Raw genomic sequence first — 16,309 nt, 5'->3', positions numbered from 1 at the left:
TTGAAGTGTCTTGGGCAACAGATGGATGTTGTCACGGGGCACTCTTGAGGAACTTTGCAATGACGACTCGTCAGCCACTGTACAAATCCCTGTATTTCCAGGTGATCGTTGCAATTGCCATCGGCATCCTGCTTGGTCACTTCTACCCGCAGACCGGTGTGGCCCTCAAGCCACTGGGTGACGGGTTCATCAAACTGATCAAAATGGTCATCGCGCCGATCATTTTCTGTACGGTCGTCAGCGGTATCGCCGGCATGCAGAACATGAAGTCGGTCGGCAAGACCGGCGGTTATGCGCTGCTGTACTTCGAAATCGTTTCCACCATTGCCTTGCTGATCGGTCTGGTCGTGGTCAACGTTGTGCAACCGGGCGCCGGCATGCACATCGACGTGACGACGCTGGATACCAGCAAAATCGCTGGTTTCATTTCGGCCGGTAAAGACCAGAGCATCGTTGCCTTTATCCTCAATGTGATCCCGAACACCATCGTCGGTGCGTTCGCCAACGGCGATATCCTGCAAGTGCTGATGTTCTCGGTGATCTTCGGTTTCGCCCTGCATCGACTGGGTGCCTACGGCAAGCCGGTTCTGGACTTCATCGATCGCTTTGCCCACGTGATGTTCAACATCATCAACATGATCATGAAGCTCGCCCCGGTTGGTGCCTTTGGTGCCATGGCCTTCACCATTGGTGCTTACGGTGTAGGCTCGCTGGTGCAACTGGGTCAGTTGATGATCTGCTTCTACATCACCTGCATCCTGTTCGTGCTCGTGGTACTGGGCGGCATCTGCCGCGCGCACGGCTTCAGCGTAATCAAATTGATTCGCTACATCCGTGAAGAACTGCTGATCGTACTGGGCACTTCCTCTTCGGAATCCGCGCTGCCGCGCATGCTGATCAAGATGGAACGCCTGGGCGCGCAGAAATCCGTTGTCGGTCTGGTGATCCCGACGGGTTATTCGTTCAACCTCGACGGTACTTCGATCTACCTGACCATGGCCGCAGTGTTCATCGCTCAGGCGACCGACACCCAAATGGACATCACCCACCAGATCACTCTGTTGCTGGTGCTGTTGTTGTCCTCCAAAGGTGCTGCGGGCGTAACCGGCAGTGGTTTCATCGTGCTGGCCGCTACCCTGTCTGCCGTGGGTCACCTGCCGGTTGCCGGCCTGGCGCTGATCCTCGGTATCGACCGCTTCATGTCTGAAGCCCGCGCGCTGACCAACCTTGTTGGTAACGCTGTTGCGACCCTGGTCGTGGCCAAGTGGGTGAAAGAGCTGGACGAAGACAAGCTGCAAGTCGAGTTGGCTTCCGGTGGTCGCGGTATCTCCGACACTCGTGAAGAAGACGACCTGGGCGTGGCCGAAGGCCCAACCCCAAGCAACGTCAAGTAAGACTGGCTGTCATGAAAAACCCGCTTCGGCGGGTTTTTTCATGCCCGGGAATTGAGCGTAACGGTCACAGCTGCTGACACTTCAGGTGATTGCTGCAATGCCATTGCCTGCCTAGGCTGGAGGCATCGTTCACGGAGATTACTCATGCCCGGTCCACTGGCATCACTCAAGGTTCTGGATTTCTCGACACTGCTGCCGGGGCCGTTTGCCTCGTTGCTGCTGGCGGACATGGGCGCGGAAGTCTTGCGCATCGAATCGCCGACGCGCATGGATCTGCTGCGGGTGTTGCCGCCGCACGATCACGGGGTCTCGGCGAGTCACGCCTACCTCAATCGCAACAAGCGCAGCCTGGCGCTGGACCTCAAGCAGCCTGACGCACTGGAGGTGATCAAGCAGTTGCTGGCGGACCACGACATCGTGCTGGAGCAGTTCCGCCCCGGAGTGATGGAGCGCCTGGGCCTGGGCTATGAAGCCTTGAAGGTGATCAATCCACGGCTGATCTACGTGTCGATTACCGGCTACGGCCAGACCGGCCCCTACAAGGACCGCGCCGGCCACGACATCAACTACCTGGCGTTGGCGGGGCTGGCCAGCTACACCGGCCGCACCGAAAGCGGGCCGCTGCCGTTGGGCATGCAGGTGGCGGATATCGCCGGTGGCTCGCTGCACGGCGTGATCGGGTTGCTGGCGGCGGTGATCGCGCGGCAGCACAGCGGGGTGGGGCAGCATCTGGATGTGAGCATGACCGACTGCGCCTTCAGCCTCAACGCGATGGCCGGCGCCGGGTACCTGGCCTGTGGCGTGGAGCCGGGCAGGGAGGACCAGATGCTCAATGGTGGCAGTTTCTACGACTATTACCGTTCGCGGGACGGGCGCTGGCTGTCGGTAGGCAGCCTGGAACCGGTGTTCATGAAGCGACTGTGTACGGCGCTGGGGCTGGAGGAGTTGGCGGCTCTGGGCTTGTCACCTCAACCAGCCCAGCAGAAGAAGCTCAAAGAGGCGCTGAAAACGGAATTTGAAAAGCACGACTATTCGGACTTGTGCGCGCTGTTTGCCGAACTCGATGCCTGTGTCGAACCGGTGCTGAGTCTGGGTGAGGCGGTGCGGCATCCGCAGTTGAGGGCTCGGGAGTTGGTGACCGAGGTGCCGCGGGGGGATGGTTCTACGCAGCGGCAGATGGCTTGTCCGTTGAAGTTTTCCGAGGGGTTGCCGGAGCCGAAGCACATTGGCGCGACGCTGGGGCAGCATACGGATCAGGTGCTGGGGGAGCTGGGGTTTAGTGCTGAGCGGATTGCCGATTTGCGCCGTGCCAAGGTGATTCTTTAGCGTCTGTATCGGCCTCTTCGCGGGCAAGCCTCGCTCCCACAGGATCTGTGTCGTTCACAAATCTTGTGCTCGAAATCAATACCTGTGGGAGCGGGCTTGCCCGCGATGAGGCCAGACCAGCCACCACAGATCTGGCTATTCAACCCGCATCTCCCCACTAAACACCAACGTGCTCCGGCACCGCCGGCACAAATACCGCCGCCCTTGCCGCACCAGGCCATGGCGCTGCGCCGAAAACGGGAAATCGCTGTCGACGCACGGGCATTTGTAGATGTAGCGGGTCACGCTGCGGCGTTTGACGTCGTAGGTGTGGCAGCGGTTGGGCGGCAGTTCGTACACGCCGCGCATGATCAATTGCCACTCTTCACCGTGCGGCTGAATGCGGTCGCCAAACAGTTGATGGGCGATCAGGTGCGCCACTTCATGGGCCACTGTCTGCTTGAGGAAGTCTTCAGTGTTTTCCCGGTACAGCTGCGGATTGAAGCGCAGCAGGTTCTCGTGCAAATGCGCGACACCGGCTTTTTGACCGCGCAGCTTGAGGCTCACCACGGGGCGTTTGAAAGGTCGTTTGAAAAAGGATTCGGCTAGTTGGTAACAGTCTTCGACGCGGGTATTGAGTTGCTCGGGCATGCTTGATGGATCTCCAGAGACGTCGAGTATGCCGCAACGCCGGGGCCTTGCGAATCGCCGAGGCGCCGAATGGTCGTTACTCCTTACATTAGAAGGCCGCCTTGCGGCGGCCTGTGTTGGCAGATCTTGTTTTTGGGTGATGTGTTGCTAATTGGTATAGACCGGCCCCACGCCGAGTCCCCAGACAATCACTGTAAACGCCATGATGGCGACCAGCACCACCAGGCCTACGGCAAGTACCGAACTGGAAAACAGGAAGCCCTCGTCTGATGGAATGTTCATGAAAGTGGGTAGCCCTACATACAGCAAGTACACCGTGTAGCAGATGGCCGCCGTCCCGACGATCATCCCCAGCCACATGTGTGGGTACAGCGCCGCCAGACCGCCGATGAACAGCGGGGTCGCGGTGTAGGTCGCAAATGCAACGCAGCGGGCCAGACTTGGATTGGCGTCATAGGTACGGGCCATCCAGTGGATGAATGCGCCCATGACCGCGACGCCGCCGAGCATCGCCAGGTACGACATGATCGTCATCCATAGCGCGCTTTCCTGGGTCAGCATGACCGGCGCTCGGTTGCCGATCACCCAGCCGACCTGAGTGGTGCCGATAAACGCCGACACGGCGGGGATCGCCGCCAGAATCAGCGTGTGGGTCAGGTACATGTGGCTGATGCTTTCCTCTTGGTCGCCACGGATTTCTTTCCATTCCTGGTCGGGGTGGGTGAAGAGCCCCACTACGTGATGGATCATGCCAGTCACTCCTCTTGTTTTTACCGTCGCCCCCCAGTGGAGCGCCTACAGGCCAAAGTGGCCAAGTAAGTAATAGGTCTGAATATGTATGCGACCTTATGTCGCAGTATAGAAAGGTCTTAACGACGCAGGTTGCAGGGCGTTAGAGCAAATTGCGCTGTAAACACTGCTGTTTATCGCCGCAGGATCTTGCGTAACCATTGTGGCGAGGGAGCTTGCTCCCGTTCGGCTGCGCAGCAGTCGCAAAAAACGGTCGATGGGGGTTGCCTGACACAATGGGACAGGATGGTTTTGGGGCCGCTGCGCGACCCAGCGGGAGCAAGCTCCCTCGCCACAGGGGTATGCTCAGCTCAGATAAAGTGCCGTCGCCAGGTACTTCGCCGACGATGGGTTTTTGCGTAAAATGCCGGCCTTTCGTCACACCTCACGGATTTCGCGTCATGGGCACTCTCACGGTCAACCAGAACAAACTGCAAAAGCGCCTTCGCCGCCAGGCGGGTGAGGCTGTTGCCGATTTCAACATGATTGAAGACGGCGACAAGGTCATGGTCTGCCTGTCCGGTGGCAAGGACAGTTACACCATGCTCGACGTGCTCTTGCACCTGCAGAAGGTCGCTCCGATCAAGTTCGAGATCGTGGCCGTGAACATGGACCAGAAGCAGCCAGGCTTCCCTGAGCACGTGCTGCCGGCCTACCTCAAAGAGCTGGGCATCGAGTACCACATCGTCGAGAAAGACACTTACTCGGTGGTCAAGGAGTTGATTCCGGAAGGCAAGACCACCTGCTCGCTGTGCTCGCGCCTGCGTCGCGGCACGCTCTACACCTTTGCCGACGAAATCGGCGCGACCAAAATGGCCCTCGGTCATCACCGCGACGACATCGTCGAGACGTTCTTCCTCAACATGTTCTTCAACGGTTCGCTCAAGGCCATGCCGCCAAAACTGCGCGCCGACGATGGCCGCAACGTGGTGATCCGCCCGCTGGCCTACTGCAACGAGAAAGACATCCAGGCTTACTCGGACTTCAAGCAATTCCCGATCATTCCGTGCAACCTCTGCGGCTCCCAGGAAAACCTGCAGCGTCAGGTGGTCAAGGACATGCTGCAAGAGTGGGAACGCAAGACCCCGGGCCGTACCGAAAGCATTTTCCGCAGCCTGCAGAACGTGATTCCGTCGCAACTGGCGGACCGCAACCTGTTCGACTTCACCAGCCTCAAGATCGACGAAACGGCGGCTTCGCGCTTCGTCAACGTGGTCAACCTCTAAACATAATCACTGTGGGAGCCAGCCTGCTGGCGATGGCGGTGGGTCAGACAAATCATTGTTGACTGACCTTCAGCCATCGCCAGCAGGCTGGCTCCCACAGGGATCTATTTCACTTATTCATCAGGAGAGGGCATGCGCGATTACAAGTGGCTGCACGAATACTGTCTGAACCGCTTTGGCTCGGCAGCTGAACTGGAAGCCCATCTGCCCGTTCCCAAGACCCCGGCGCAATTGCGCAAGATTAGCGACGACCGCTACCTCTCGACCATGGCGCTGCGCGTGTTCCGCGCCGGGCTCAAGCACAGCCTGGTGGACGCCAAGTGGCCGTCGTTCGAAGAAGTGTTCTTCAAGTTCGATCCGGAAAAGGTCGTGTTGATGAGCGCCGAACACCTTGAGCGCCTGATGCAGGACGCGCGGATCATCCGTCACCTGGGCAAACTCAAGAGCGTGCCGCGCAATGCGCAGTTCGTGCTGGACGTGGCGCATGAGAAGGGCAGCTTTGGCGAACTGATCGCTGATTGGCCGGTAACCGATATCGTCGGGCTGTGGACCTACCTGAAAAAACGCGGCCATCAATTGGGCGGGTTGTCGGCGCCGCGCTTCCTGCGCATGGTCGGCAAGGACACGTTCGTGCCGAGCTACGACGTGGTCGCGGGGTTGAATGCGCAGAAGATCGTCGACAAGGTGCCGACCAGCCAGCGGGACCTGGCGTTGGTGCAGGATGTGTTCAACCAGTGGCATGAACAGAGTGGCGGGCGGGCGATGAGCCAGATTTCGATGATGTTGGCCTACACCGTCAACCATTGAGACCGAGTCGCGGCAATCGCCAGCAGGCTGGCTCCCACATTGGATCTGTGGCGCAAACAAGTCCCCCTGTGGGAGCTAGCCTGCTAGCGATTGCAATCTGTCAGGCGGCGGAAATCTCGCCTTCACCCGCCAGTTTGCGATTCAACTGAAACCGCCACCGCACATACAACAGCGCCGAACAAAACACCGCCAGGCTCGCGCCCATCTCCAGCAAGCCAAACAGCTGCCGGTTCGGGTCATACGCGGCCAATGCGCCCTTGATGAAATACAGGTTCACCACAAAACACATCCACGAATGCCCGCGCGCGCTGCCGATGATCATCCCCGGCGCCAGCAACAGCAGCGGCACCAATTCGATCAGCAAAATCACCCACGGCCGGGCGCCGTGCAGGTCGGCAAACACCAGGTAATACGCGCACAGCAGCCCCACCAGGCCGAAAAAGCACAGCAGGCTGATCACCCGCATCGCCCGGACCCGCGGTTCGAGCCATTCGATGGAGGGCAGAATCTTCGGCTTCTTCGCCACGTCAGTTCCCCAGTTTTTGCGCAGTCTTCGCCAGACGCAGGCCCAAGGCCCGGCACAGCGCGACTTCATGTTCATTCAAACCGCTTTTGCCATCCGCCCCGGCGTGATGACTGGCGCCATACGGCGTGCCGCCGCCACGGGTTTCCAGCAGCGCCGATTCGCTGTAAGGCAGGCCGGTGATCAGCATGCCGTGGTGCAACAACGGCAACATCATCGACAGCAACGTGGTTTCCTGACCGCCGTGCAGGCTCGCGGTGGAGGTGAACACCCCGGCCGGTTTGCCCACGAGGGCGCCGGTCAGCCAAAGATTGCTGGTGCCGTCGAGGAAGTACTTGAGCGGCGCCGCCATGTTGCCGAACCGGGTCGGGCTGCCCATGGCCAGGCCCGCGCAGTTCTTTAAGTCATCGAGGCTGGCGTACAGCGCGCCTTCGTCGGGGATGTCCGGCGACACGGCTTCGCATTCAGTGGAGATCGGCGGGACCGTGCGCAGGCGCGCTTCCATCCCGGCCTGCTCGACGCCGCGGGCAATCTGCCGGGCCATCTCATTGGTCGAGCCGCTGCGGCTGTAATACAGAACCAGAATGTACGGTGCGCTCACGGCAGCAACTCCAATACTTTCTCCGGCGGACGGCCGATGATGGCTTTGTCGCCGACTTCGAGAATCGGTCGCTCCATGAGCTTCGGATGAGCGGCGATGGCGGCGATCAATTGCGCCTCGCCGAGGTTGCTGTCGGCCAGGTTGAGGGTTTTGTACTCGTCCTCGCCGGTGCGCAGCAGTTGCCGGGCGCTGATGCCAAGCTTGCCCAGCAGGCTCTGGATTTGCGCGGCGTCCAGCGGGGTTTCCAGGTAGCGGACCACGGTCGGCGTCAAGCCACGGGCTTGCAGCAGTTCGAGCGCACCGCGGGATTTCGAGCAGCGCGGATTGTGATAAAGCGTCAGATCGGTCATGTGCGGGTCGCATCTTGCGTAAGGTGGCGGCTATTCTAACTGTGCAGCGCGTAATCCAGAACCTCGGGAGGCGATGGGTCGCAGGCGCATTCAATTTTGAACAAGGATTACGACATGACAAGACGACTGGCAGCAGCATTGGCGATCATCGGGACGTTGATGCTGGGGGGCTGTGGCAACGACTATGGCATCGACCAGAACGGCCAGAAAGTCGCCGCCGAACGTCTGGACAAACAATGGGTGGTGCTCAATTACTGGGCCGAATGGTGTGGCCCGTGCCGGACCGAGATCCCGGAGTTGAATGGCTTGGCGGATCAGTTGAAGGACAAGAAGATTGGTGTGTTCGGGGTCAATTTTGACAATGTGCAGGGGGAAGAGCTGAAAAGCGCCAGTGAAAAACTGGGGATCAAGTTCACCGTGCTGGCGTCGGACCCGGCGGATCTTTTCGAGTTGCCGCGTAGCGAAGCGTTGCCGGTGACGTACATCATCGATAACAAGGGCAAGGTGCGTGAGCAATTGATGGGCGAGCAGACAGCGGCAGGGGTGATGGCCAAGCTTGAGGCGTTGCAGGCGCTTAACTGACTGCGCAGGGCTTTGTGGCTAGGGCGCTTCCATGGTGAGGGGCTTTGTGGTTCGGGGCTTTTGTGGCGAGGGGATTTATCCCCGTTGGGTTGCGCAGCGACCCCAAAAAAGGGACTGCTGCGCAGTCCAACGGGGATAAATCCCCTCACCACAAAAGCTCCCTCGCCACAGGTATTTACTTGGCCACAGGCCAGGGTGATCAACCCTCTTCAAGCCACCAACGCAACGGCTTGCCTTGCGCCGGCCAGAAGCGCATCTGCTCGATTGGCGATACATCCCAGCGCTGCACGTTTTCCAAAGCCTGCATGAAGCGTTTTTCCTGCTCCATCACCGCCGGCGCGCACATTTTGCGGGTGCTGCCGATTCTGCCGAAGCTCAGCTTGTCGCCTTCCAGCGTGTACGGCGCAAACCAGTGGTTGCAGCCGCCATTGCCGTAAGCCCGGCCGTCTTCACCGAGGGTGATGGTCAGGTGGCTGTAATCCATCAACGGACGTTCGCCGATCCATTCCAGGATGTAGCTGCGGTTTTGTTGCAATTTTACCGGCTCGGCGGCGCAGCCCAGCAGGCTGGCACCGACCAGGGCGGTCAGGGCGAGGCGTTTCATCACGCGGGCTCCTGGCATGTCGGGCACAGGTGCTTGTCGCCAACGGTGGACCAGCCCAACTCGGCAATCCGCGCGGTGGCGGCCGGTTTTTCAGCCTTGTTGCCCAGTTTGGCGTCGACTGCGAACTCGAAGCTCAACTCTTTGGCGCAGCTGTCGCAGTTGACTTTCCAGGTGTGGATCGCCAATTCGCCGAACACCGGACCACTGGCCACCGCGACCCATTGGCCGGGCGGGTTGATCAAGTGACGAACCGTTTCCACGGTCAGGCGCATGGACAAGTCCTTGGCGCCCTTGAGGGTCACGACCAGCACGTCGTTATTACGAATCGAGCCGCCGTTGCCGGTGACTTGATAACGCCCCGGCACAAGGGCGCGGCATTCGGTGAGGGTGTGTTGCGGGTTCATCAGGCTGTAGCGGAAATCGTGTTCGACCATGGGTCCTCCAAATATGCGCGGTATGCTATCACGGGCCTGCACGCAGCATGGCGCGGGCGGATGACCTTCGATCTGGTTCAAATTGCCTGCCGACTCATGGCACACTGCCGCTTTTGCATTTCTAAGGAACGGACATGGCGTTAATCGAATGTTATGAGTGCAAGCAAAGCATCAGCTCCACGGCGCCTGCTTGCATTCATTGCGGTGCACCGGCGGGAACGGTGCAAGCGGCCACTTCGACGGCAGCGCCTGTGCAGGCACCCCTTTCTTTCGGGCGTTTGCCGGCCGACGAGAAAGTCGCCAGGGTGACCCCGGCCGCGTTCGGACGTAAACGCAAAACTGAAGCCCCAGCTGAAATGGCGGCGCCGATGCCCGTCCCCAACGGCGTGCGTCCGGTGGAGCTGTGGCTGAAATTGATGATTTTCTTTCTGCCGCCGTTTTTTGTCTGGTTCCTGCTGCGTCGCGGGCATTCCGTGGGGCAACGCTTGCTGGGGTTCGGCTGGCTGGGCTTGATGATCCTCTTGTCCAAGGCCTGACCGGCTCAGCCCTCGACCCGATTCTGCGGCGTGCCGGCAGCCCAGGCCGCGATGTTCTGCAGGGTCGTCGTGGCAATCGCGTCCAGGGCTTCGCGGGTCAGGAAGGCCTGGTGCGCGGTGATGATCACGTTGGGAAAGGTCAGCAGCCGCGCCAGCACATCGTCCTGCAACGGCAGGTCGGAGCGGTCTTCGAAAAACAGCTGCGCCTCTTCTTCATAGACATCCAGCCCCAGATAACCCAATTGACCGTCCTTCAACGCGTCGATCAGCGCCGGCGTGTCCACCAGACCTCCACGGCCGGTGTTGATCAACATTGCGCCAGGCTGCATGTGCGCCAGTGACTCGCGGTTGATCAAGTGTTTGCTCTGCTCGTTGAGCGGGCAGTGCAGGCTGATGATCTGTGATTCGGCGAGCAGCTCGGGCAAGCTCAGGTAACGAGCGCCGAGGGCTTCGACTTGCGGGTTAGGGTAGGGGTCGAAGGCCAGCAACCGGCAGCCGAACCCGTTCATGATTTTCGCGAAAGTCGCGCCGATCTGTCCGGTGCCGACCACGCCGACAGTCTTGCCCACCAGGTCGAAACCGGTCAGACCGTGCAGGCTGAAATCCCCTTCGCGGGTGCGGTTGTAGGCGCGGTGCAGGCGCCGGTTGAGCGCCAGGATCAAGGCCACCGCGTGCTCGGCCACCGCGTGCGGCGAGTAGGCCGGAACCCGCACAATCGAAAGTCCCAGCAGCTTCGCCACCGCCAGGTCGACATGGTTGTAGCCGGCCGAACGCAGGGCGATCAAGCGTGTGCCGCCCGCAGCCAGACGTTCCAGCACCGGGGCGCTCAAGTCATCATTGATGAAGGCGCAGACCACCTCGTGATACTCCGCCAACGCCACGGTATCGAGGCTCAGCCGCGCCGATTGAAAGTGCAACTCGATACCGGCGGGCAGCTCGGCGCCGAGGAAACTGTCGCGGTCGTAGGTCTGGCTGCTGAAAAGAATCGTGCGCATGCGGTCCTCCTGGATAACTGATTCACGCTTTTATGTAGCCGCTGGAGAAGCCCAGTGGCGAGGGGATTTATCCCCGTTCGGCTGCGCAGCAGTCGTAAACCCGGTATGCACGGTTTTCCTGAAACACCGTGGTTGAATGGTTTCACGACTGCTTCGCAGCCGAACGGGGATAAATCCCCTCGCCACAGGGCTTCGCCAGCTGCTACAGGACCGGTGAGCTTAGCGCCGAGGGTGTTCGGTGCCATTGCGCTGCATCAAGCGTTGATCCGGGCGTGGGCAGCCAGGCGATTGATCGCCCGGTCGAGTTCTTCCAGTGCGCCGGGGGCTTTCGGGTCCTGTTGCTTGAGCAGGGTTTCGCTGCGCTGGCAGGCGGCACGCAGTTGCGGGACGCCGCAATAACGGGTCGCGCCGTGCAAGCGGTGGACGCGTTCGATCAGGGCGTTGTGGTCATTGGTTTCCCGGGCCATACGAATCGCCTCGCGGTCGGCTTCCAGGGAGGCCAGCAACATCGCCAGCATGTCCGCGGCAAGATCGGCTTTGCCAGCGGCCAGGCGCAAGCCTTCGTCGTGGTCGAGCACCTGCAATTCATGGGCGCCGCCATGGCTGTCACTGGAACGCTCCGGCCCGTGATTGCGCAACGCCAGGCCGGTCCACTTCAACACCACCTGGGCCAGTTGCCGTTCGCTGATCGGTTTGGTCAGGTAGTCGTCCATGCCGCTTTGCAGCAGCGCGCGTTTTTCGTTGGCCATGGCGTGGGCGGTGAGGGCGACGATCGGCAGCGGCGTGCAATGCCGCTCGCTTTCCCACTGGCGAATCGCCTCGGTGCTTTGACGCCCGTCCATGCCGGGCATCTGCACGTCCATCAAGACCAGGTCAAACGTTTCGCTTTGCACCGCTTTGACGGCCGCGTAACCGCTTTCGACCGCGAGCACCTTGGCGCCCATGTCTTCGAGCAGGGTTTGCACCAGCAGCAGGTTGGCCGGATTGTCGTCGACGCACAGCACTTTTGGTGCGCGGCTGGAAACCGGTTCGCCGGGTTCGCTGCGCTGCTGGCGCGGGTTGACCAGATCGGACAACGCCCGGCGCAACTTGCGGGTGCAGGCCGGTTTGGCCTGCAACTGACTGTGCGGGTTGGGCACCGAGAGGTGGAACAGCGTCTGTTCGGTGGTCGGGCACAGCACCAACACTTTGCAGCCCAGGTGTTCGAGGTCCCAGATGTGTTGGTTGAGGCGCTCCGGCGGCATATCGTTGCTGGTGATGCCGAGCACCGCCAGATCGATTGCCTGATCGGTCTGATGCGCGCCGGTGACGCCATTGGCCAGGCTTTCCAGAGTGTTGAACGGCGTCACGACCAGGCCGCAATCTTCCAGCTGATGCTGCAAGGCCTGACGGGCCAGTTCATGATTTTCCAGCACCGCCACACGGCGTCCGAGCAGCGGAGGACCGGGCAGGTCTTCAGCGTCGTCACGGGTCTTGGGCAGGCTCAGGCTGATCCAGAACTCCGAGCCTTCGCCCGGTGTACTGTCGACGCCGATCTCGCCGCCCATCTGTTCGATCAGGCGCTTGGAAATCACCAGCCCAAGGCCGGTGCCCCCAGGCTGACGGGACAGCGAGTTGTCGGCCTGGCTGAACGCCTGGAACAACGCGCGCACGTCCTGGTTCGACAGGCCGATGCCGGTGTCCTGAATGCTGATGCGCAGTTGTACGCTGTCTTCGTGCTCTTCTTCGAGCATGGCCCGGGCGACGATGGTGCCTTCGCGGGTGAACTTGATCGCGTTGCTCACCAGGTTCGTGAGGATCTGCTTGAGTCGCAGCGGATCGCCCACCAGCGACAACGGCGTGTCGCGATACACCAGGCTCACCAGCTCAAGCTGTTTGGCATGGGCGGCCGGGGCGAGGATGGTCAGGGTGTCTTGCAGCAGGTCGCGCAGGTTGAACGGAATATTGTCGAGCACCAGTTTGCCGGCCTCGATTTTCGAGAAGTCGAGAATCTCGTTGATGATCCCCAGCAGGCTGTCGGCAGACTTCTCTATGGTGCCCAGATAGTCGAGCTGGCGCGGGGTCAGCTCGCTTTTTTGCAAGAGGTGCGTGAAGCCGAGAATGCCATTGAGCGGCGTGCGGATTTCATGGCTCATGTTGGCCAGGAATTCGGATTTGATCCGGCTCGCTTCCAGGGCTTCTTTGCGCGCCAGATCCAGCTCGATGTTCTGGATCTCGATGGTTTCCAGGTTCTGGCGCACGTCTTCGGTGGCCTGGTCGACGCTGTTCTGCAATTCTTCCTGAGCGTTTTGCAGGGTGCCGGCCATGCGGTTGATGCCGGACGCGAGTTCATCCAGTTCCTGACTGCCAAGGGGCGGCAGGCGGGTTTCCAGGTGACCGTCCTTGAGTTGCGCCACCGCCAGTTTGATCTGGCTGATCGGCCGATTGATGGTCCGGCCCATGCGCAAGGCGAGCAGTGCCGCACCGGCCAGGCCCGCGCCGATCAGCAGCAGGCTGGCGAACAGGCTGCGGTAACCGCGCAGCAGCATGCCGCTGTGGGACAGTTCGAGCTCGACCCAGCCCAGCAGACGCTCGGCTTCATCAGGTATCAAATCGCCCGCGAGGTTGCGGTGCTTGCCGAATACCGGCAGCAGATAACGCGTCGCATCGTTGCCACTTCGGCGCAGCATCTGCGAGCCACTGCCCATCGGCGCGGGGTTGAGCATGGTCGGGCCGGCGTGGGCCACGGGCGTGCGGTCGGGAGCGAGGAAGGTCACGGCGCGTACGTCCGGCGTTTCCAGCGACTGGGTGGCGATGCGCTCCAGCAACTCATTGTCTTTGTGGCCCATGGCCGGGGCGACCAAGGGCGCGAGCTGTTCGGCGATCATCTCGCCGCGCTGCATCAATTGGGTTTGCAGGTCCGATTGCTGCGTCCAGGTGAAATAGCCGCCCAGGACCAGCGCCATCAGGGTGGTCGGCAACAGGGTCAGCAACAGCACGCGGCCTTTAATTCCCAGTTTCTTGAGCACGCATCTCTCCTGCATCCAGCTATTGATTGACCTGCACGTACATCCGGCACGCGCCATCGGGCCAGTGTAGCGATTTGCAGGCAGGCAATCTTCGTAAAATTGATGTCGTCATTCGTCGGCCGGATCGGCGCTTTTGCGCCATGGGCAAACCTTGGGTTGCCCATCGGCAGGCAATCTTGAATAATCGCCAACTGAGAATTATTTGCAGATACTCATGACTCCCATCTCTGTTGGCCACCCGCGCATCCTGTCCATTGAAGACGACCTCGTCCTCGGCGCCTACGTGCACGAGCATCTGGGTCGTTGCGGTTTTCAGGTGACCTGGTGCCAGAACGGACAGGAAGGCCTGGACATTGCCCGTCAGCGGCCCTTTGACGTGGTGTTGATGGATATTTTGCTGCCTGGCCTGAACGGGTTGAACGTGCTGACGCAACTGCGCCAGAGCCATTCGACCCCGGTGGTGCTGATGTCGGCGCTGGGCGCCGAGGCGGATCGCATCAGCGGTTTTCGCCTCGGGGCCGATGATTACCTGCCCAAACCCTTCAGCATGGCCGAGTTGCGGGTGCGCATCGAAGCGATCCTGCGCCGGGTGGCGCTCGACCGTCGACCAGAGCCGGCAGCGGTCGCGGCTTCGGTCGACAGCTTGCGTTTCGATGACGAACTCTGTGACGTTTCCTATGGTGAGCACGCCGCCGGACTGACCCGCAGCGAGTATCGATTGCTCGACACACTGAATCGCAATGGCGATGAAGTGCTGAGCAAAGCTTTCCTTTATCAGCACGTGCTGCAACGCGGTTTCGCGGCCCATGATCGCAGCCTCGATATGCACATCAGCCAGATCCGTCGCAAACTCAAAGGCATCGGCTACACCGAGCGCGAAGTGCGCACGGTCTGGGGCAAGGGTTACGTGTTGAGTGCCGGCGATGAAATGGTCTGACCTGCCCGGCCGGCACTCGCTGTTCTGGAAACTGGCGTGTCTGTTGGTGGCGTTCTGTCTGCTGATGATCTGGCTGAGTTGGTCCTGGGGTCGCTACATGGAGCAGCGAAACCAGTTCCTGTCGGATGAAGCTCGAGGCACGCTGACGAGTTATGCCGCCGAAGTCGAACAGGCGTGGCGCCAGGACCAGCGTGCGGGTGTGGATCGCTGGCTGCACACCATGCGCCAGCGCGAAGCGGGCTGGGCCGGTGTGATTGGCGGCGATTTACAGTCATTGAGCAGCCAGGCGCTGACGAACAAGGAGATCGAGCGTCTGACCTTTCTGCGCGGCCTGGATTGGCCCATACACAAGAAACGCCAGCCGTGGCTGCGGGTGCCGTTTCCCGGCGATCCGACCGCTGGCAGTCTGGTCATCGAACTGCCCCAACGCTTCATGCCCGGCCAATACCGGGTGTTTTGGCGCGTGATCACCAACGGCGTGATCCCCGGCCTGTTCACCCTTTTATTGTGCGTCGGTCTTTATCGATTGCTGGTCGTGCCGCTGAACCATTTACGCGAACAGGCCAACGCCTGGCGCGCCGATCAGTTGAACGTGCGTCTGTCGAGACACACCACCAATCGAACAGATGAACTCGGTGAACTGGGCCGGGCGTTCGATCACATGGCCGAGCGACTGCAGAGCACCGTGGCCCTGCAACAGCAATTGCTGCGCGACTTGTCCCACGAACTGCGAACGCCGCTGAGCCGTCTGCGGGTCGCCAGCGAAAGCGAGCAAGGGCTGGCGCAATTGCGCGAGCGCATCGGGCGAGAAGTCGATGGCATGCAGCGTTTGGTTGAAGACACGCTGCAACTGGCCTGGCTCGACACCGAGCGCGCGCCGTTGCCCGACGAAGCGATTCAGGTCCAGGCGCTGTGGGAAATGCTCACGGAAAACGCCTGCTATGAAAGCGCCTGGCCGGCGAGTCAGTTGCAGTGTGCGGTGGATTCATCGTGCTGGGTCCGGGGCAATCTCAACACCTTGGCCCAGGCGCTGGAAAACATTCTGCGCAATGCCATTCGTCATTCACCCAGTGGCGGCATCGTGCGTTTCGGCGGGCAACGTGACGGCGACTTCTGGCATTTGTGGCTGGAGGATGAGGGTGGAGGAGTGGCTGAGGCGGATCTGGAGCGGATCTTCTGCCCGTTCATTCGACTCGACGGTTCACGGCCGGGGGATGGCGGGTTCGGGTTGGGACTGAGCATCGCGAGGAATGCGGTGAAGCGTCAGGGCGGGAGTCTTTGGGCGCAGAACACTGGGCGTGGGCTGCGGCTAAATATTCGGTTAGTGGCTGAGAGCGATGGCGTCAGTGATGACACCATCGCGGGCAAGTCGAATCGTCGCACCGCCGCTCCCACAATGACCGCGTGTAAGCCACAAACTGTTTAACCAACATAGAACCCTGTGGGAGCGGGCTTGCCCGCGATTAGGCCGGTCGGGTCACCATCCCGAAAAAGTCGCACCACCGGTGCGACAATTCCCTAGCCGAGCAACCTGATCATCGTTGCTTATTCCCATAAGCCATAAGCA

General features: G+C 60.7%; 17 protein-coding genes. 8 read left to right on the top strand and 9 right to left on the bottom strand.

Going from position 1 to position 16,309, the window contains the following annotated elements; all coding sequences use genetic code 11:
* The first annotated feature begins 59 nt into the window (after window positions 1-59).
* Both ACA060_RS21440 and ACA060_RS21435 read left to right on the top strand, forming a co-directional pair.
* Entirely contained in the window at window positions 60-1,394 is a 1,335-nt protein-coding gene (locus ACA060_RS21440; protein WP_109633962.1) for a dicarboxylate/amino acid:cation symporter, read from the top strand.
* A gap of 144 nt (window positions 1,395-1,538) precedes the next feature.
* A complete protein-coding gene (locus tag ACA060_RS21435) occupies window positions 1,539-2,720 on the top strand; it encodes a CaiB/BaiF CoA transferase family protein (RefSeq protein ID WP_497313042.1) in 1,182 nt (393 codons plus the stop codon).
* A 135-nt stretch (window positions 2,721-2,855) separates the two neighbouring features.
* Here ACA060_RS21435 and ACA060_RS21430 read toward each other — a convergent pair whose 3' ends face one another.
* Both ACA060_RS21430 and ACA060_RS21425 read right to left on the bottom strand, forming a co-directional pair.
* On the bottom strand, window positions 2,856-3,350 hold the full coding sequence (locus ACA060_RS21430; protein WP_046046499.1) for a SprT family zinc-dependent metalloprotease: 495 nt from the start codon (window positions 3,348-3,350) through the stop codon (window positions 2,856-2,858).
* A 147-nt stretch (window positions 3,351-3,497) separates the two neighbouring features.
* Window positions 3,498-4,100 (bottom strand): Yip1 family protein, encoded by a 603-nt coding sequence (locus ACA060_RS21425; RefSeq protein WP_010457124.1) that lies wholly within the window; start codon window positions 4,098-4,100, stop codon window positions 3,498-3,500.
* 440 nt (window positions 4,101-4,540) lie between these two features.
* Here ACA060_RS21425 and ttcA point away from each other — a divergent pair, with 440 nt between their 5' ends.
* Both ttcA and ACA060_RS21415 read left to right on the top strand, forming a co-directional pair.
* Window positions 4,541-5,365 carry a tRNA 2-thiocytidine(32) synthetase TtcA gene (ttcA, locus tag ACA060_RS21420; RefSeq protein WP_497313039.1) on the top strand — a complete coding sequence of 275 codons (825 nt, stop codon included), beginning with the start codon at window positions 4,541-4,543 and terminating at the stop codon, window positions 5,363-5,365.
* A gap of 132 nt (window positions 5,366-5,497) precedes the next feature.
* Window positions 5,498-6,172 carry a DNA-3-methyladenine glycosylase I gene (locus ACA060_RS21415; RefSeq protein ID WP_109633955.1) on the top strand — a complete coding sequence of 225 codons (675 nt, stop codon included), beginning with the start codon at window positions 5,498-5,500 and terminating at the stop codon, window positions 6,170-6,172.
* A gap of 100 nt (window positions 6,173-6,272) precedes the next feature.
* Here ACA060_RS21415 and ACA060_RS21410 read toward each other — a convergent pair whose 3' ends face one another.
* The 3 genes from ACA060_RS21410 to arsC are packed head-to-tail and all read right to left on the bottom strand — an operon-like array spanning window position 6,273 to window position 7,646.
* Window positions 6,273-6,698, bottom strand: a complete 426-nt coding sequence (locus ACA060_RS21410; RefSeq protein WP_438661066.1) for a DUF2069 domain-containing protein — start codon at window positions 6,696-6,698, stop codon at window positions 6,273-6,275.
* Window position 6,699: 1 nt separating this feature from the next.
* Window positions 6,700-7,296 carry an NAD(P)H:quinone oxidoreductase gene (gene wrbA, locus ACA060_RS21405; protein WP_109633953.1) on the bottom strand — a complete coding sequence of 199 codons (597 nt, stop codon included), beginning with the start codon at window positions 7,294-7,296 and terminating at the stop codon, window positions 6,700-6,702.
* A complete protein-coding gene (arsC, locus tag ACA060_RS21400; protein ID WP_497313036.1) occupies window positions 7,293-7,646 on the bottom strand; it encodes an arsenate reductase (glutaredoxin) in 354 nt (117 codons plus the stop codon). Before arsC ends, wrbA begins: the two co-directional genes overlap by 4 nt.
* A gap of 114 nt (window positions 7,647-7,760) precedes the next feature.
* Between arsC and ACA060_RS21395 the strand changes: the two genes are divergently transcribed.
* On the top strand, window positions 7,761-8,228 hold the full coding sequence (locus tag ACA060_RS21395) for a TlpA disulfide reductase family protein (RefSeq protein ID WP_497313034.1): 468 nt from the start codon (window positions 7,761-7,763) through the stop codon (window positions 8,226-8,228).
* A 199-nt stretch (window positions 8,229-8,427) separates the two neighbouring features.
* Here the strand turns inward: ACA060_RS21395 and ACA060_RS21390 are convergent, their stop codons facing one another.
* Window positions 8,428-8,832 carry an META domain-containing protein gene (locus ACA060_RS21390; protein ID WP_109633948.1) on the bottom strand — a complete coding sequence of 135 codons (405 nt, stop codon included), beginning with the start codon at window positions 8,830-8,832 and terminating at the stop codon, window positions 8,428-8,430.
* On the bottom strand, window positions 8,832-9,266 hold the full coding sequence (locus ACA060_RS21385) for a hypothetical protein (protein WP_497313032.1): 435 nt from the start codon (window positions 9,264-9,266) through the stop codon (window positions 8,832-8,834). Before ACA060_RS21385 ends, ACA060_RS21390 begins: the two co-directional genes overlap by 1 nt.
* Before the next feature lie 134 nt (window positions 9,267-9,400).
* Between ACA060_RS21385 and ACA060_RS21380 the strand changes: the two genes are divergently transcribed.
* The gene (locus ACA060_RS21380) at window positions 9,401-9,802 is read left to right on the top strand and encodes a hypothetical protein (protein ID WP_109633945.1); all 402 of its coding nucleotides are present in this window, start codon (window positions 9,401-9,403) and stop codon (window positions 9,800-9,802) included.
* A 5-nt stretch (window positions 9,803-9,807) separates the two neighbouring features.
* On the opposite strand, the gene ACA060_RS21375 is transcribed toward ACA060_RS21380, so the two are convergent.
* Both ACA060_RS21375 and ACA060_RS21370 read right to left on the bottom strand, forming a co-directional pair.
* Entirely contained in the window at window positions 9,808-10,797 is a 990-nt protein-coding gene (locus ACA060_RS21375) for a 2-hydroxyacid dehydrogenase (RefSeq protein ID WP_109633944.1), read from the bottom strand.
* A 254-nt stretch (window positions 10,798-11,051) separates the two neighbouring features.
* A complete protein-coding gene (locus ACA060_RS21370) occupies window positions 11,052-13,805 on the bottom strand; it encodes a response regulator (protein WP_497313030.1) in 2,754 nt (917 codons plus the stop codon).
* A gap of 214 nt (window positions 13,806-14,019) precedes the next feature.
* On the opposite strand from ACA060_RS21370, the gene ACA060_RS21365 reads away from it, so the two are divergent.
* Window positions 14,020-14,742, top strand: a complete 723-nt coding sequence (locus ACA060_RS21365; RefSeq protein ID WP_497313028.1) for a response regulator transcription factor — start codon at window positions 14,020-14,022, stop codon at window positions 14,740-14,742.
* The gene (locus tag ACA060_RS21360) at window positions 14,729-16,168 is read left to right on the top strand and encodes a sensor histidine kinase (protein ID WP_497313026.1); all 1,440 of its coding nucleotides are present in this window, start codon (window positions 14,729-14,731) and stop codon (window positions 16,166-16,168) included. The genes ACA060_RS21365 and ACA060_RS21360 overlap by 14 nt, the downstream gene beginning before the upstream one ends.
* Window positions 16,169-16,309 lie beyond the last annotated feature (141 nt).

This window comes from Pseudomonas sp. LBUM1671 (assembly GCF_059695685.1).
Note: the sequence above shows the minus strand (reverse complement) of the source record. Positions and strands in the feature narration are given on the sequence as shown.

Bases quoted from the DNA above. Each gene is read 5' to 3' on its own strand.
- ACA060_RS21390 (WP_109633948.1), bottom strand. From the start codon at position 8,832: ATGAAACGCCTCGCCCTGACCGCCCTGGTCGGTGCCAGCCTGCTGGGC.
- ACA060_RS21440 (WP_109633962.1), top strand. From the start codon at position 60: ATGACGACTCGTCAGCCACTGTACAAATCCCTGTATTTCCAGGTGATC.
- ttcA (WP_497313039.1), top strand. From the start codon at position 4,541: ATGGGCACTCTCACGGTCAACCAGAACAAACTGCAAAAGCGCCTTCGC.
- ACA060_RS21380 (WP_109633945.1), top strand. From the start codon at position 9,401: ATGGCGTTAATCGAATGTTATGAGTGCAAGCAAAGCATCAGCTCCACG.
- ACA060_RS21430 (WP_046046499.1), bottom strand. From the start codon at position 3,350: ATGCCCGAGCAACTCAATACCCGCGTCGAAGACTGTTACCAACTAGCC.
- ACA060_RS21395 (WP_497313034.1), top strand. From the start codon at position 7,761: ATGACAAGACGACTGGCAGCAGCATTGGCGATCATCGGGACGTTGATG.
- ACA060_RS21415 (WP_109633955.1), top strand. From the start codon at position 5,498: ATGCGCGATTACAAGTGGCTGCACGAATACTGTCTGAACCGCTTTGGC.
- arsC (WP_497313036.1), bottom strand. From the start codon at position 7,646: ATGACCGATCTGACGCTTTATCACAATCCGCGCTGCTCGAAATCCCGC.
- ACA060_RS21375 (WP_109633944.1), bottom strand. From the start codon at position 10,797: ATGCGCACGATTCTTTTCAGCAGCCAGACCTACGACCGCGACAGTTTC.
- ACA060_RS21360 (WP_497313026.1), top strand. From the start codon at position 14,729: ATGAAATGGTCTGACCTGCCCGGCCGGCACTCGCTGTTCTGGAAACTG.
- ACA060_RS21425 (WP_010457124.1), bottom strand. From the start codon at position 4,100: ATGATCCATCACGTAGTGGGGCTCTTCACCCACCCCGACCAGGAATGG.
- ACA060_RS21435 (WP_497313042.1), top strand. From the start codon at position 1,539: ATGCCCGGTCCACTGGCATCACTCAAGGTTCTGGATTTCTCGACACTG.
- ACA060_RS21365 (WP_497313028.1), top strand. From the start codon at position 14,020: ATGACTCCCATCTCTGTTGGCCACCCGCGCATCCTGTCCATTGAAGAC.
- ACA060_RS21385 (WP_497313032.1), bottom strand. From the start codon at position 9,266: ATGGTCGAACACGATTTCCGCTACAGCCTGATGAACCCGCAACACACC.